Origin of the sequence: Streptomyces diastaticus subsp. diastaticus, assembly GCF_011170125.1 — a bacterium.
Lineage (GTDB): Bacteria > Actinomycetota > Actinomycetes > Streptomycetales > Streptomycetaceae > Streptomyces > Streptomyces diastaticus.
The window spans coordinates 1,651,152-1,665,716 of sequence record NZ_BLLN01000005.1 but is presented as its reverse complement, the minus strand read 5'-3'; the positions used below and the strand labels follow the sequence as shown (position 1 = coordinate 1,665,716).

The window sequence follows — 14,565 nt, the reverse complement described above, 5'->3', positions numbered from 1 at the left end:
GATACCGCATCCACCGGCAATGGCCTCCTTCGTATGTGCACGAGGAGAAGACCCCATGGGCAATGTTGACAGTGCTGCCAGGAGCGAGGACGGCAAAGGAGCCGGCCGTTTCCTGCTGAAGCTTTCCGGCGAGGCTTTCGCCGGCGGCGGGGGGCTCGGCGTCGACCCCGACGTGGTGCACGCCATCGCCCGTGAGATCGCCGCCGTGGTCCGCGACGGCGCGCAGATCGCCGTGGTGATCGGCGGCGGCAACTTCTTCCGCGGCGCCGAACTCCAGCAGCGCGGAATGGACCGCGCGCGCTCCGACTACATGGGCATGCTCGGCACCGTCATGAACTGCCTCGCGCTCCAGGACTTCCTGGAGAAGGAAGGCATCGACTCGCGGGTCCAGACCGCCATCACCATGGGGCAGGTGGCCGAGCCCTACATCCCGCTCCGTGCCGTGCGGCACCTGGAGAAGGGCCGGGTCGTCATCTTCGGTGCCGGCATGGGCATGCCGTACTTCTCCACCGACACCACCGCCGCCCAGCGCGCGCTCGAGATCGACGCCGAAGCGCTGTTGATGGGCAAGAACGGTGTCGACGGGGTCTACGATTCCGACCCGAAGGCCAACCCCGACGCGGTCAAGTTCGACGCCCTGGGCTACGGCGAGGTCATCACCCGCGATCTCAAGGTCGCCGACATGACCGCCATCACGCTGTGCCGGGACAACAAGCTGCCCATCCTGGTCTTCGAACTTCTCGCGGCCGGCAATATCGCCCGGGCCGTGAAGGGTGAGAAGATCGGCACGCTCGTGGGCGAGCCGCGCGCCCGGGACTGACCCGTCAGCACCCCCACCGTGGGGATGGACAAAGCCCTGCCGGTCGGACACCGTGCAGGGAAGACACACGACGCAGCCGGTCCTGTTTCGACCCCCGGACAGCCACCACCGTGCGGGGGATCCTCAGGCCAACTCAAGACACGCAGGAGCAAGTGGTGATCGAAGAGACCCTCCTCGAGGCCGAGGAGAAGATGGAAAAGGCCGTCGTGGTCGCCAAGGAGGACTTCGCCGCGATCCGCACCGGCCGTGCGCACCCGGCGATGTTCAACAAGATCGTGGCCGACTACTACGGTGCCCTCACGCCGATCAATCAGCTGGCGTCGTTCTCGGTGCCGGAACCGCGCATGGCCGTCGTCACGCCGTTCGACTCGACCGCGCTGCGCAACATCGAGCAGGCCATCCGCGACTCGGACCTCGGCGTCAACCCGAGCAACGACGGCCGCATCATCCGCGTCTCGTTCCCCGAGCTCACGGAGGATCGCCGCCGCGAGTTCATCAAGGTCGCCAGGGGCAAGGCCGAGGACTCGAAGATCTCGATCCGCGCCGTTCGGCGCAAGGCCAAGGAAGCCATCGACAAGCTGGTCAAGGACGGCGAGGTCGGTGAGGACGAGGGCCGCCGCGGCGAGAAGGAACTCGACGACACCACCGCCAAGTACGTGGCTCAGGTGGACGAGCTGCTCAAGCACAAGGAAGCCGAGCTGCTCGAAGTCTGATGAACGACTCCCCCTGGGGCGCGCCGTCGCATGCCGGGTACGCGGGTCCTTGGCCTACCGCAGGCCAGGGGCCCGTCCAGGGAGCCGCCACGGCGGGTCCCGCGTACGATGCCCATGAAGCCCAGCAGACTCGGCCCATGCCCATCGTGCCCGAAATGCCGGACCTGCCCGCCGATGGCGGGAAGTGGGACGGCCCGTCGGACGGTGCCCTGCCCGGTGCACCGTCGTCCCGTGACGAGACGCCGCAGGAGCCCATGTCCGCCGCCACGCCGCCCCCCGCACCGCAGAAGAAGAGCGCGGGGCGGGACCTCGGGGCCGCCATAGGAGTCGGCGTCGGCCTCGGAGCGGTGATCGTCGCGTCGCTGTTCATCGTGAAGGCCGTGTTCATCGGAGTCATAGCGGTGGCGGTCGTCGTCGGGCTGTGGGAACTCACCACGCGGCTGGCGGAGCGCAAGGACATCCACGCGCCCCTCGTGCCGCTGGCGGCGGGCGGGGCGGGCATGGTCGTCGCCGGCTATGTGTGGGGCCCGGAAGGCGCCTGGGTCGCCATGGCGCTCACCGCGCTCGCCGTGCTCGTCTGGCGGATGACGGCGCCTCCTGAGGGATATCTGAAGGACGTTACGGCGGGGGTCTTCGCGACGTTCTACGTCCCGTTCCTCGCGACCTTCGTAGCCCTCATGCTGACGGCCGACGACGGCGCGCAGCGGGTCATCACCTTCCTCATCCTGACGGTGGTCGCCGACACCGGCGCCTACGCCGTCGGCTGGCGCTTCGGCAAGCACAAGCTGGCTCCGCGCATCAGCCCCGGCAAGACGCGGGAAGGGCTGTTCGGAGCGGTCGGGGCAGCGATGTTCGCCGGCGCTCTGTGCATGCAGTTCCTGGTCGACGGAGGGGCTTGGTGGCAGGGACTGCTCCTGGGCCTGTCGGTGGCGGTGAGCGCGACCCTGGGCGACCTCGGCGAGTCGATGATCAAGCGAGACCTCGGCATCAAGGACATGGGCACACTGCTGCCCGGGCACGGCGGCATCATGGACCGCTTGGACTCCCTGCTGCCGACAGCGCCTGTCGTCTGGGCGCTGATGGTGCTCTTCGTGGGGTCCGGCTGACCGGGCGGAGGCGGGGTTGAGGGCGGGGCGGTGCCGGGTGGCGCCGCCTCGCCCTGGTCGTGGCGGGGTGCTGCGGTTCGGGCGTGCGGTTTCGAGCGCCGCGACGGGGCGCCAGGCCTCCGCCCCCGGGGAGGCGGCGCCCCGGTGACCTGCTGAGCGGAGTACGGGGCCGCAACTGCGTGGCCCGATCGAGGTCGCATGGCCGCGGCTCCGCACCGAGAGTCGTCGCAGCCTGCACCACGCCCCGTCGCTCCTGGCGTTTCCGCAGGTCACGCGCAGCGTACGGGGCAAGCTGCGAGGGCTGGGTGGTGACGGGGACGGCACCGTCCGGTACTCCGTTACCCTGGAAGAGCCCGCGCCGTCCAGCAGCGGGCCTTTTCCTGCCCCGCACCGTCGGACGATGCCGCGCCGCGTCTCCGCGGGTGCCCCGGCCTTCGCCGTCCTGAGGAGTCTTCCGCCCATGGCACCGCCCGCACCCGGAGTGCTCACCTTTGTCGCGCCCCGCGGAGCCAAGAAGCCGCCGCGGCACCTCGCCGACCTCACACCCACCGAGCGCAAGGAAGCCCTCGCCGAGCTCGGCGAGAAGCCGTTCCGCGCCAAGCAACTGTCGCAGCACTACTTCGCCCGGTACGCGCACGACCCGGCGGAGTGGACCGACATCCCCGCGGGTTCCCGCGAGAAGCTGCGCAGCGAGTTGCTGCCGGACCTCATGTCGGTCGTCCGACACATCTCCTGCGACGACGACACCACGCGCAAGACGCTGTGGCGGCTCCACGACGGGACCCTGGTCGAGTCGGTGCTCATGCGCTACCCGGACCGGGTCACCATGTGCATCTCGTCGCAGGCCGGCTGCGGCATGAACTGCCCCTTCTGCGCCACGGGACAGGCCGGGCTGGACCGCAACCTCTCCACCGCCGAGATCGTGCACCAGATCGTCGACGGGATGCGGGCACTTCGGGACGGTGAGGTCCCCGGTGGCCCCGCCCGGCTGTCGAACATCGTCTTCATGGGCATGGGCGAGCCGCTCGCCAACTACAACCGCGTCACCGGTGCGATCAGGCGCCTCACCGATCCCGAGCCCGACGGGGTAGGGCTGTCGCAGCGCGGCATCACGGTCTCCACCGTCGGCCTCGTTCCCGCCATCCACCGCTTCGCGGACGAGGGCTTCAAGTGCCGCCTGGCGGTCTCCCTGCACGCCCCCGACGACGACCTGCGCGACACGCTCGTGCCCGTCAACACCCGATGGAAGGTCCGCGAGGTGCTGGATTCCGCGTGGGAGTACGCGGAGAAGTCCGGGCGGCGGGTCTCCATCGAGTACGCCCTGATCCGTGACATCAACGACCAGGCGTGGCGTGGTGACCTGCTCGGGCGCCTGCTGAAGAACAAGCGTGTGCACGTCAACCTGATCCCGCTGAACCCCACTCCGGGCTCCAAGTGGACCGCGTCGCGGCCGGAGGACGAGAAGGCGTTCGTGGAGGCCATCGCCGCGCACGGTGTGCCGGTCACGGTGCGGGACACCCGCGGCCAGGAGATCGACGGGGCCTGCGGGCAGCTCGCCGCCACGGAGCGCTGAGCGCACCGTCGACACTTCTCCCCCCGCTCCGCCCGGGACGGGGGGAGCCACTCGTGGGCCGGATCCGAGCGTGCGTATCCTGGCCTCAGACACACGCATATTCCGACAGGGGAGCGCCACAGCGCTGAGAGTGCGGCACCACGTGACCCACGTAACGGCCGCAGACCCTCTGAACCTCGCCCGGGTCATTCCGGGTAGGAAGTTCGGACCACTCAAGCTGTTGCGCCTTGCCCTGGCGCCGGTTCGCCGATGCCAGGGCAGGGCCGCGTCTCTTCCTGGCATACCCAGGAGGAAAACCAGTGCCCATCACACGCAACGTCGCCAGGACCGCGCTGGCGACGTGCGCCGGTCTGTTCGCCGTGGCGGCCTGCGGGTCCGGCGACACCGACGAGGCGCAGTCCAAGCAGGTCACCCTCGTCACCCATGACTCGTTCAACGTCTCCAAGGCCGTGCTCGCCGAGTTCAAGAAGGAGACCGGCTACACGGTCAAGGTGCTGAAGAGCGGGGACGCCGGCCAGGCCGTCAACCAGGCCGTCCTCTCCAGGGACAACCCGCAGGGCGATGTCCTGTTCGGCGTCGACAACACCTTGCTCTCCCGTGCCGTCGACAACGGGGTCTTCGCCCCGTACGAGGCGAAGGGCCTGGACCGCGTCCCGGCGGAGTACCAGCTCGACGCGGCGAAGCACCGGGTGACGCCGATCGACACCGGCGACATCTGCGTCAACTACGACAAGAGGTACTTCGCCGACAAGAAGCTCGACCCGCCGCGCACCTTCGAGGAACTGGCCGACCCCGAGTACAAGAACCTCCTCGTCACCGAGAACGCCGCCACCTCCTCGCCGGGGCTCGGCTTCCTGCTCGGGACGGCCGCCGAATTCGGAGACGAAGGCTGGCAGGACTACTGGAAAAAGCTCAAGGCCAACGGCGTGAAGGTCGTCGAAGGCTGGGAGCAGGCGTACAACGAGGAGTTCTCCGGCTCGGCGGGCGGCAAGAAGGCTGGGGGCGACCGGCCGCTCGTCGTCTCGTACGCGTCCAGCCCTCCGGTCGAGGTGCTGTACGCGGACCCGCAGCCGGACGAGGCGCCGACCGGCGTTCTGACCGACACCTGCTTCCGGCAGATCGAGTTCGCCGGGCTCCTCGACGGAGCGAAGAACTCCGAGGGAGGGAAGAGGCTGCTGGACTTCCTGATCGGCAAGACGTTCCAGGAGGATCTGCCGCTGCAGATGTTCGTCCGGCCCGTCGCCGAGGACGCGAAGCTGCCGAAGCTGTTCACGGAGTTCGGTGCGGAGGCGGAAAACGCCCGTTCGCTGGACCCGCAGACGATCGCTGAGAACCGTGAGGCATGGATCAAGTCGTGGACCTCGCTCGTGGTGAAGTGACGGCCCGCCGCGCCGCCCCTGGCCGCGAACACGGCGCGAGCGCGGCGGACGGGGCGCGCGGGGCGCTCCGTCCGCCGGGCGCCGCGAAGGGCCCGGGTGGGCCGCGACGGGGCGGGCCACGGCCGCCTCGTCGACGCGTCGCCGCAGGTGGCGCGCGTAGTGGCCGCTGGGCGCGGGCCGCGCTGATGGCCGTCCCGGTGGTCTTCTTCGGGCTCTTCTTCGCATACCCCGTCGCCGCCATCGTCGGCCGGGGGCTGCGACAGAACGGGGCGTGGCAGTTCGGCGCGCTGGGCGACGTACTGGGTGACCCGGGCATCGGGCAGGTGCTCTGGTTCACCCTCTGGCAGGCGCTCGCGTCGACGGGGCTGACCCTGGCCCTCGCCATGCCGGCGGCGTACGTGTTCGCGCGGCTCGAGTTCCCGGGCAAGAGCCTGCTGCGTGCTGTGGTCACGGTTCCGTTCGTCCTGCCCACCGTGGTGGTGGGCACGGCCTTCCTGGCGATGCTGGGAAGGGGCGGTCTGCTGGACGACCTGTGGGGTGTGCGCCTGGACACCACTGTGTGGGCCATTCTGCTCGCCCACGTCTTCTTCAACTACGCCGTAGTGGTCCGCACCGTCGGCGGCCTGTGGGCCCAGCTCGACCCGCGCCAGGAGGAAGCCGCCAGGATGCTCGGCGCGTCCCGGCTGCGAGCCCTACGCGCCGTAACGCTTCCCGCCCTCGGGCCCGCTGTCGCGGCGGCCGCGCTGATGGTGTTCCTGTTCACGTTCACCTCGTTCGGTGTCGTGCAGATCCTGGGCGGGCCCGGCTACGCCACGCTCGAGGTGGAGATCTACCGGCAGACCGCGCAACTGCTCGACCTGCCCACAGCCGCCGTCCTCACGCTGGTGCAGTTCGCCGCTGTCGCAGCGATCCTCGCCGTCCACGCCTGGACCGTGCGGCGCCGCGAGACGGCTTTGAACCTGGTCGACGCTGCGCACGCGGTGCGCCGTGTCCACGGTGCAGGGCAGCGTCTCCTGCTGGGCCTCGTGCTCGGCACCGTGGCCCTCCTCATCCTGCTTCCCCTCGGCGTCCTGGTGGAGCGGGCCCTGGACGTGCCCGGGGGATACGGACTGGGCTACTTCCGTGCCCTCCTGTTGTCCGACGGGGGAGCGTTCCTCGTCCCGCCGATCGACGCCGTCGGCAACTCCCTGGGGTACGCCGCGGTGGCGACGCTCGTCGCGCTGCTCGTCGGAGGCCTCGCCGCTGCGGCGCTGACGCGGCGCGCGGGGCGCTTCACCAGGGGTTTCGACGCCCTGCTGATGCTTCCTCTGGGCGTGTCCGCGGTGACGGTCGGGTTCGGTTTCCTCATCGCTCTCGACGAGCCACCCCTGGACCTGCGCGCCAGCTGGATACTGGTTCCTCTCGCCCAGGCCCTCGTGGGAGTGCCGTTCGTGGTGCGCACGATGTTGCCCGTGCTGCGCGCCGTGGACGACAGGCTGCGGGAGGCCGCCGCCGTGCTCGGTGCGTCCCCCTGGCGGGCTTGGCGGGAGGTGGACCTACCGCTGGTACGCCGGGCCCTGCTTGTTGCCGCGGGGTTCGCCTTCGCGGTGTCGCTGGGCGAGTTCGGGGCGACCGTTTTCATCGCGCGCCCCGACAATCCGACGCTGCCGGTGGCGGTCGCCCGGCTGCTGGGCCGCGCCGGCGACCTCAACTACGGACAGGCCATGGCCCTGTCCACGATCCTCATGATCGTCTGCGTCGTCTCCCTGCTGCTTCTGGAGCGGATCCGCCCGCTGGCCCGCGGAACGGGCACGGCAGGGACGCCACTCGACCGAACCGGAGCGTTCTGATGGCTGCTGCACCAAGGCACACGGACGGGCACCGTACGGGCGCCCACGCCGCGCGGGCGGGTCGAGACGCCCCGTCAGTGACACCGCTGCTGGAGGTCGACACGGCCTCCGTCCACTTTCCCGGGGCGCGGCAGCCCGCTCTGCACGCGGTCGACCTCCGGATGGCCGCCGGGGAGATCGTCTGCGTCCTCGGACCCAGTGGGAGCGGCAAGTCGACATTGCTGCGCTCCGTGGCGGGGCTTCAGGGGCTCGACTCGGGGCGGGTGCTGCTGGAGGGACGGGACCAGGCAGGTGTTCCCGCCCACCTACGGGGCGTCGGGCTCATGTTCCAGGATCACCAGCTCTTCCCCCAGCGCGACGTCGGCGGCAACATCGCCTTCGGGCCTCGTATGCACGGGGCGGCGCGCGAGGAGCAGGCCGACCGTGTGGCGGAACTACTGCGCCTGGTGGGACTCCCCGGCGCCGAGCGGCGTGCCGTCAGCACGCTGTCCGGCGGTGAACAGCAGAGGATCGCCCTGGCGCGGGCGCTGGCCCCCAGTCCTCGTCTGCTCATGTTGGACGAGCCGCTCGGGCAGCTCGACCGCAGTCTCCGTGAGCGCCTCGTGGTCGAACTGCGCGAACTGTTCGCCACGCTGGGGACGACCGTGCTGGCGGTGACGCACGACCAGGGGGAGGCGTTCGCCCTCGCGGACCGCGTGGTGGTGATGCGAAACGGGCGGATCGCCCAGTCGGGGACGCCGTTGGAGGTGTGGCAGCGGCCCGTCGACGCGTTCGTGGCCCGTTTCCTCGGCTTCGACAACCTTGTCGGCGCCACGATCGCCGATGGCGCCGCGGATACGCCCTGGGGCAGGCTGCCCGTACCGTCGTCGTCCTCGCAGGGGCAGTGTGAAGTACTGGTCAGGCCCACCGGAGTGCGCCTCGTGGAGGCGGAGCGCGGGCTCGCCTGCACCGTCGCCGCGCGGACTTTCCGAGGCACCCATGTATCGCTCAGGCTGGACCCGGTGAGGGGGCCCCGGCTGGAGGCGGCGTGCACGTTGCGGGAGGCGCCGGCGCCCGGAGCCGAGGTGGGAGTGATCTTCGACCCGGACGACGTGGTCGTTCTGGGGTGATGCGGGTGACGTCCTCGCGGGGCCGACCGGCACCCACCGTCCCGGCAGGTTGCTCGCACCGTACGGCGGCGTACGGTGCGGAAAAGCCGGTGCCGCTCCGCGGAGCCGGGGCTACGCTCCGGGCCATGACTCACAGAGATCTCTCGTACGACCGGTTCTGCGACGAGGTGACCGTACAGACGGGACGGCTGCGGGAGGCGCTGGCGGGCGCGGATCTCCAGGCGCGTGTTCCGACGTGCCCGGAGTGGACGCTGCGCGATCTCGCGGTGCACGTGGGCGGTGCCACCCGGTGGATGAACGAGATCGTACGGAGCCGCGCTTCCGCCGAGGTACCTGACGAGGCGGTTCCCCACTTCGTGGGGCCGACCGCCGAGGAGGGGCCGAAGGCTCTGGACGCGTGGCTGGCCGAAGGCGCAGAGGCGGCCGCGGAGGCGCTGAGGGAGGCGGGGCCGGGCCGGAAGATGTGGACCTGGTCCTGGGACCAGAGCTCCAGTTTCTGGGCGCGTCGCCTCACGCAGGAAGTGCTCGTCCACCGCGCGGACGCCTGCATCGCCGCCGGCGTACCGTTCGCGGCCGACGCCGAGCTGGCCTCGGACGCCGTCGACGAGTGGCTCGAGATCGTCGCGTACGTGCAGCGAGTTCGACCGACCGACTCCGCCGCCGAGTTGCGTGGCGGCGGCCGCACTCTGCATCTCCATGCGACGGACGTGGCGCCCGGCGTACGCGGGGAATGGCTCATCGAGCTCACGGAGACAGGGTTCGAGGTGCGGGAGGAGCACGTCGGCGATGCCACGGTGGAGCTGCGTGGGCCCATGACCGAGCTGATGCTCGCGTTCTACCGTCGCCTGCCTGTGACCGGTGACGAGGTCGAGGTGCGAGGTGACCGCGCGCTCCTGGACTTCTGGCTGGAGCGAGCCACCTTCGGATGAGGGGGCGCGGCGCCGGAGCGGCGTGGGGCCGTGCCACGGGGACCGCCCGCGTCTCTTGTTGGAGCTGGGGCGCCGCGCGACGCCGCCCGTGCCGTCACGCGGCGGACGGGGCTGAAGGGTACGGGGCGGCGTAACGCTCGCCCCGTACCCTTCAACGTCGACAGTGGCAGGCAACCGCCGGGTCGAGGTTCGGCCGGACCGTCCCGGGGTGTGCTCAGCTCTCGATGACGGACGGGTCCATCCAGACGACCTCGAAGTGGTGGCCGTCCGGGTCGAAGAAGGCGCGGCCGTACATGAAGTCGCCCTGCTCCTGGGTCTCACCTGCAGGGGCGCCGCCGGCGGCGATGGCCTTGTCGACGAGCTCGTCGACCTTCTCTCTGCTCTCGGCGCTCAGCGCGAGAAGCGTTTCGACCATCTGGGAGGAGTCTGCGATCGGTTTCTTCGTGAACTGGCCGAACCGTTCCCTGTTCATGATCATCAGTACGATGGTGTCGCTGATCACGACGGAGGAGGTGCTGTCGTCGGAGTACTGCTCGTTGAGGGTGAATCCCAGCTCGGTGAAGAACTTCTTCGACGCTCCCAGGCCGTTCACCGCGAGATTGACGAAGATCATCTGCTGGTACATGGCTGTCCCCACTGGTAGACGGAGGGCGGCGTGGCCGCTCGTCCTGCGGTGCAGGTGGTCCAGAGCCTCCTGCGCTTCATGGTGGTAGACCGGGCCGTCGGGTGGAACTCATCGGTGGCCGACGTGCCCCCGGGCTTCGCTCGGCGCGTGGCCACGGGGCGTCGGGCGCGTCAGGGGCGGAGCGGAACTGCCGCCAGGGTGGCCACCGCCCACGTGAGCGGGGCGAACACCACGACCAGCGTGAGGGCGCGAAGCCCCGCCGCGTACCGGAGCGCCGACGCCGGGGCGCCCAACCGGAGCAGCGCCCCGTTGGCCGCCGCACGTGACCTCCTGGCCTCCACCCCGGCGCTCAGTAGCGTCGCGAGCGCGCAGCCGGCCACCAGGACGCCGCCGAGCGCTGTCAGCGGCCCCGCGGCGGAGCTGCCCGCCCCCGGCCCGTAGAGGGTTGCGGAGACGAGCGTTCCAGAGGCGACCGCGCAGACCACCCCTGCGGGTCGGCCGATCCGGGTGGCCTCCTCCTGGAGGCCACGTCCGGCGAGCAACCGCACGGCGCCCGGGTGCGCCGATTGCAGTACGCGACCGCAGAGGTGGGTGAGGCCTGGCCCGGCGAGAGCCAGCCCCAGCGCGGTGAACAGCCAGCCGAGTACACCGCCGAGCGCGCCCGATTCCGCTCCGCCGGGCAGGGGTAGACCCGCCCCGTCGCGCGACGTTCCGCTCACCGCCCAGCTTTCGACGGCCAGCCCCGTCGCGAGCAGCGCGACGCCCCAGGGCAGCCCCGACGGTACGGGCACCGGAGCGGCGGGCTCGGGCTGCGGCGCGACGGGCGCCGGCCGCCCCGCGCGGGGGCGGAGTGCCCAGGCGGTGGCGAGGGACGCCACAGTGGGGACGACCGCGAGCAGGGTCAGCGCCGCGGCCAGCGGCAGGGGCCGGTCCGCGGCGAGCATCTCGGCGGCCGCGCCGTCGAACGGCAGCCCGGTCAGATCGCCCCGCAGGTGGAGGAAGAAGAGCAGCGCGACCACCGAACCGAGCAGACTCGACAGCGCGGTGGACGCCGCGGCGAGGCCGGCCAGCGCGGCAGGGCCCAGACCGACGGAGGACATGCCCGCGCGGGGCAGCGTGGCGGGGTCGTTGCGAGCCATGGCGACGGCGAAGTAGACGGTGGCGGTCAGCGGTACGACGCACCAGGTGAGCCGGAGCAGGGCACCGCCCGCACCGGGGTGGGAGAGGGCATGGCTCAGGGCGCTCAACAGGAGGAAGCCCGTACCCGCCGACGCCGCGGCGACCAGGAGCCGGCCGCAGAGGACGAACGGGTGGGCGCCGCGGGTCAGACGGAGAGCGAGCACTCTTCGCGGCCTTCCTGCTCGGGGGAGCCGGGGCCGTCGCCGTCGGTCCGGCCGTCGTACAGCCGCAGGGCGCGGTCGGCGACGGACGCGGTCTCCTCGTCGGTGGCGGCGATGACGACCGTGATGTCGTTTGAACGCGCTGCCGAGACGAGGGTGCGCAACACGTGGGCCCGCTCGGGGCCGCGCAGAGCGGCGGTCGGCTCGTCGGCGAGAAGCGCGGCGGGCTCCATGGCGATGGCCCGGGCGACGCAGACCTGCTGACGCTGTGAGTAGGCCAGCGCGTGGGGGCGTTCACCTGCCAGTGCGCCCAGATCGAAGCGGTCGAGCCACTCCAGCGCGGCGCTCTTCGCGGTGCGTCGCGGCGTACCTCGCAGCAACAGGGGGAGCGCTGCGTTCTCCCACGCGCTGAGTTCCGGTACGAGGTGGGGCTCGGAGTCGATCCACCCGAGATGCTCGCGCCGGAACCGTTCCCGTTGCGACGCGGTGAGGTTGTGGACGGGCATGTCGGCGAACCAGACCTCGCCCTCGTCGGGGACGAGCTGGCCCGACAGGCAGCGGAGCAGGGTGGTCTTCCCTGCGGCGCGGGGCCCCGTGACCGCGAGGATCTCGCCAGTGGACGCCCCGAGGGTGACGTCCGTGAGGACGGGAAAGCCCTGCGGCGCGTGGCGCAGGCCGACCGCCCGCAGCAGGTCGTTGTCGGGTGGGACCGCCATGGTGACACCTCGGTTCCGTGAGCACGGTGCGGCCGGCTCGACTCCGCGGCCCACGGGGCGGGGCAGGCGCGGGGTACGGGGGCGGTCGCCCTACGGATGGGAACCTAGGTACGCGCAGGGGGCCCGTCGCACCCGCAGGGCCCGATGCCGCACGTTCTCACTCGAAGGGGTGGCGCGGGGGCGTAGGGGGTGCGGAGGGTGGGGTGCGCGACGTATGGCGGGCAGGGCTCGGCCGTATCGGCCTGTCTGAGAAGCGGGCCTCAGCGTTCGGTGGGACGGTCGCGTTCGGTGCTGTGCGCCCCCCCCTCGGGGAGGCACGGTGCGCGGGGCCTGACGCCGCGCACCTTCTCGTAGCGTCGCGTGGCGCCCCCTACCTGCGCATCTCCCTGTAGCGCCGCGCCGCGTACCGGAACATGCGCCTCGTACGGAGCGCGACAGCCCCGCGCGGCGCCCCATCGCGTATGAGGTCTGCTCCGTACCAGCCGCCCCGTACCGAGCCCTCCGTCCGCCCCGAGCCAGGCGCCCAGCGCCTCAGAGCTTTGTCCAGGCCTCCGTCAGGACCTCGCGGAGAATGTTCTCGATCTCGTCGAACGTCGACTGGCCGGAGATCAGCGGTGGGGCCAGCTGGATGACGGGGTCGCCACGGTCGTCGGCGCGGCAGTACAGGCCGTTGTCGAAGAGGGCCTTGGAGAGGAAGCCGTAGAGGACGCGTTCGGTCTCCTCGTCGTCGAAGGTCTCCTTGGTGGCCTTGTCCTTGACGAGTTCGATCCCGTAGAAGAAGCCGTTGCCGCGGACGTCGCCGACGATGGGCAGGTTGTGGAGCTTCTGGAGGGTCGAGAGGAAGCCGCCTTCGTTGTCGAGGACGTGCTGGTTGAGGTTCTCGCGGTCGAAGATGTCGAGGTTGGCCAGGGCGACCGCGGACGAGACGGGGTGCCCGCCGAAGGTGTAGCCGTGCAGGAAGGTGTTGTCGCCCTGGTAGAAGGGCTCCGCGAGGCGGTCGGAGACGATGCAGGCGCCGATCGGGGAGTAGCCCGAGGTCATGCCCTTGGCGCAGGTGATCATGTCCGGGACGTAGCCGAACTTGTCACAGGCGAAGGTGGTGCCGAGCCGGCCGAAGGCGCAGATGACCTCGTCGGAGACGAGTAGCACGTCGTACCGGTCGCAGATTTCGCGGACGCGCTGGAAGTAGCCCGGCGGCGGCGGGAAGCAGCCGCCCGCGTTCTGCACCGGCTCCAGGAAGACGGCGGCGACGGTGTCCGGACCCTCGAAGAGGATCTGCTGCTCGATCTGGTCGGCGGCCCAGCGGCCGAACGCCTCCGGGTCCTCACCGAAGATCGGCGCACGGTAGATGTTGGTGTTCGGGACCTTGTGCGCACCGGGCACGAGCGGTTCGAACGGGGCCTTCAACGCGGGCAGCCCGGTGATGGAGAGCGCCCCCTGCGGCGTGCCGTGGTAGGCGACGGCGCGGGAGATGACCTTGTGCTTGGTCGGCCTGCCGGTCAGCTTGAAGTACTGCTTCGCCAGCTTCCACGCGGTCTCGACCGCCTCGCCGCCGCCCGTGGTGAAGAAGACCTTGTTCAGGTCGCCCGGCGCCTCGTGGGCCAGCCGCTCGGCGAGTTCGACCGCCTTCGGGTGCGCGTAGGACCAGATGGGGAAGAACGCGAGGTCCTGTGCCTGCTTGGAGGCGGCTTGGGCCAGCTCGGTGCGGCCGTGCCCGGCCTGCACGACGAAGAGCCCCGCCAGTCCGTCCAGGTACCGCCGTCCCCGGTCGTCGTAGATGTAGGTGCCCTCGCCCCGCACGATGGTCGGGACGGGCGCGTTCTCGTACGACGACATGCGCGTGAAATGCATCCACAGGTGGTCGTACGCGGTTCGGCTGAGGTCCTTGCTCACGGCTATCGGGTTCCCCACATGTAGGTCTGCTTCTTGAGCTTCAGGTAGACGAAGCTCTCGGTGGAGCGCACACCGGGGAGGGCCCGGATGCGTTTGTTGATCGTCTCCAGCAGGTGGTCGTCGTCCTCGCAGACGATCTCCACCACCAGATCGAACGAACCGGCGGTCATCACCACGTACTCGCACTCGCCCATGGCCGACAGGGCCTCGGCGACCGGGTCGAGGTCGCCCTCGACGTTGATGCCGACCATCGCCTGGCGGCGCAGACCCACCGTGAGCGGATCGGTCACCGCGACGATCTGCATCACGCCCTGGTCCAGCAGTTTCTGTACGCGCTGGCGCACGGCCGCCTCGGAGAGGCCGACGGCCTTGCCGATCGCGGCGTACGGGCGTCGGCCGTCCTCCTGGAGCTGCTCGATGATTGCCAGGGAGACGGCGTCGACGGACGACGGACCGCTCCCGTTCCTGGAGTCTGCGCTACGACTGGCCACGGCCTCACTGTGCATGAGGTCTCGTCGGTTTTGCAAGGCTGC

Annotated in this window: 13 protein-coding genes; 8 read left to right on the top strand and 5 right to left on the bottom strand. The window is 70.6% G+C overall.

Annotation, left to right across the window (positions count from 1 at the left end):
* The first annotated feature begins 55 nt into the window (after positions 1–55).
* The 8 genes from pyrH to Sdia_RS24510 all read left to right on the top strand — a co-directional run bounded on the left by pyrH (position 56) and on the right by Sdia_RS24510 (position 9,458).
* Positions 56–820: a UMP kinase gene (gene pyrH, locus Sdia_RS24545; RefSeq protein WP_100457664.1), complete on the top strand. Its 765-nt coding sequence runs from the start codon at positions 56–58 to the stop codon at positions 818–820.
* 155 nt (positions 821–975) lie between these two features.
* Positions 976–1,533: a ribosome recycling factor gene (gene frr, locus Sdia_RS24540; protein WP_100457663.1), complete on the top strand. Its 558-nt coding sequence runs from the start codon at positions 976–978 to the stop codon at positions 1,531–1,533.
* Complete coding sequence (locus Sdia_RS24535; protein ID WP_189401042.1) at positions 1,533–2,639, top strand: phosphatidate cytidylyltransferase; 1,107 nt, start codon at positions 1,533–1,535, stop codon at positions 2,637–2,639. Before frr ends, Sdia_RS24535 begins: the two co-directional genes overlap by 1 nt.
* A 460-nt stretch (positions 2,640–3,099) precedes the next feature.
* Entirely contained in the window at positions 3,100–4,212 is a 1,113-nt protein-coding gene (gene rlmN, locus Sdia_RS24530) for a dual-specificity RNA methyltransferase RlmN (protein ID WP_189500523.1), read from the top strand.
* Positions 4,213–4,511: 299 nt separating this feature from the next.
* Positions 4,512–5,591 (top strand): thiamine ABC transporter substrate-binding protein, encoded by a 1,080-nt coding sequence (locus tag Sdia_RS24525; protein ID WP_189500522.1) that lies wholly within the window; start codon positions 4,512–4,514, stop codon positions 5,589–5,591.
* Positions 5,592–5,776: 185 nt separating this feature from the next.
* Positions 5,777–7,420 (top strand): ABC transporter permease, encoded by a 1,644-nt coding sequence (locus Sdia_RS24520; protein WP_189500521.1) that lies wholly within the window; start codon positions 5,777–5,779, stop codon positions 7,418–7,420.
* Positions 7,420–8,529, top strand: coding sequence for an ABC transporter ATP-binding protein (locus Sdia_RS24515; RefSeq protein WP_189500520.1), 1,110 nt, complete (start codon positions 7,420–7,422; stop codon positions 8,527–8,529). The genes Sdia_RS24520 and Sdia_RS24515 overlap by 1 nt, the downstream gene beginning before the upstream one ends.
* A gap of 125 nt (positions 8,530–8,654) precedes the next feature.
* Positions 8,655–9,458: a maleylpyruvate isomerase N-terminal domain-containing protein gene (locus Sdia_RS24510; protein WP_100457718.1), complete on the top strand. Its 804-nt coding sequence runs from the start codon at positions 8,655–8,657 to the stop codon at positions 9,456–9,458.
* A 214-nt stretch (positions 9,459–9,672) separates the two neighbouring features.
* On the opposite strand, the gene Sdia_RS24505 is transcribed toward Sdia_RS24510, so the two are convergent.
* The 5 genes from Sdia_RS24505 to Sdia_RS24485 form a co-directional block, all read right to left on the bottom strand.
* Positions 9,673–10,083 (bottom strand): VOC family protein, encoded by a 411-nt coding sequence (locus tag Sdia_RS24505; RefSeq protein WP_189500519.1) that lies wholly within the window; start codon positions 10,081–10,083, stop codon positions 9,673–9,675.
* A gap of 170 nt (positions 10,084–10,253) precedes the next feature.
* Positions 10,254–11,426 carry a hypothetical protein gene (locus Sdia_RS24500; protein ID WP_100457656.1) on the bottom strand — a complete coding sequence of 391 codons (1,173 nt, stop codon included), beginning with the start codon at positions 11,424–11,426 and terminating at the stop codon, positions 10,254–10,256.
* Positions 11,408–12,139, bottom strand: coding sequence for an ABC transporter ATP-binding protein (locus Sdia_RS24495; RefSeq protein ID WP_189500518.1), 732 nt, complete (start codon positions 12,137–12,139; stop codon positions 11,408–11,410). Before Sdia_RS24495 ends, Sdia_RS24500 begins: the two co-directional genes overlap by 19 nt.
* Before the next feature lie 531 nt (positions 12,140–12,670).
* Complete coding sequence (locus Sdia_RS24490) at positions 12,671–14,050, bottom strand: aspartate aminotransferase family protein (RefSeq protein ID WP_189500517.1); 1,380 nt, start codon at positions 14,048–14,050, stop codon at positions 12,671–12,673.
* Positions 14,035–14,538 carry an Lrp/AsnC family transcriptional regulator gene (locus tag Sdia_RS24485; RefSeq protein ID WP_100457653.1) on the bottom strand — a complete coding sequence of 168 codons (504 nt, stop codon included), beginning with the start codon at positions 14,536–14,538 and terminating at the stop codon, positions 14,035–14,037. The genes Sdia_RS24490 and Sdia_RS24485 overlap by 16 nt, the downstream gene beginning before the upstream one ends.
* Positions 14,539–14,565: the final 27 nt, after the last annotated feature.

What these genes read in the sequence shown, in the direction of transcription:
- rlmN (WP_189500523.1), top strand. Translation starts at nt 3,100, where the DNA reads ATGGCACCGCCCGCACCCGGAGTGCTCACCTTTGTCGCGCCCCGCGGA.
- pyrH (WP_100457664.1), top strand. Translation starts at nt 56, where the DNA reads ATGGGCAATGTTGACAGTGCTGCCAGGAGCGAGGACGGCAAAGGAGCC.
- Sdia_RS24520 (WP_189500521.1), top strand. Translation starts at nt 5,777, where the DNA reads ATGGCCGTCCCGGTGGTCTTCTTCGGGCTCTTCTTCGCATACCCCGTC.
- Sdia_RS24485 (WP_100457653.1), bottom strand. Translation starts at nt 14,538, where the DNA reads ATGCACAGTGAGGCCGTGGCCAGTCGTAGCGCAGACTCCAGGAACGGG.
- Sdia_RS24495 (WP_189500518.1), bottom strand. Translation starts at nt 12,139, where the DNA reads ATGGCGGTCCCACCCGACAACGACCTGCTGCGGGCGGTCGGCCTGCGC.
- Sdia_RS24505 (WP_189500519.1), bottom strand. Translation starts at nt 10,083, where the DNA reads ATGTACCAGCAGATGATCTTCGTCAATCTCGCGGTGAACGGCCTGGGA.
- Sdia_RS24510 (WP_100457718.1), top strand. Translation starts at nt 8,655, where the DNA reads ATGACTCACAGAGATCTCTCGTACGACCGGTTCTGCGACGAGGTGACC.
- Sdia_RS24515 (WP_189500520.1), top strand. Translation starts at nt 7,420, where the DNA reads ATGGCTGCTGCACCAAGGCACACGGACGGGCACCGTACGGGCGCCCAC.
- Sdia_RS24535 (WP_189401042.1), top strand. Translation starts at nt 1,533, where the DNA reads ATGAACGACTCCCCCTGGGGCGCGCCGTCGCATGCCGGGTACGCGGGT.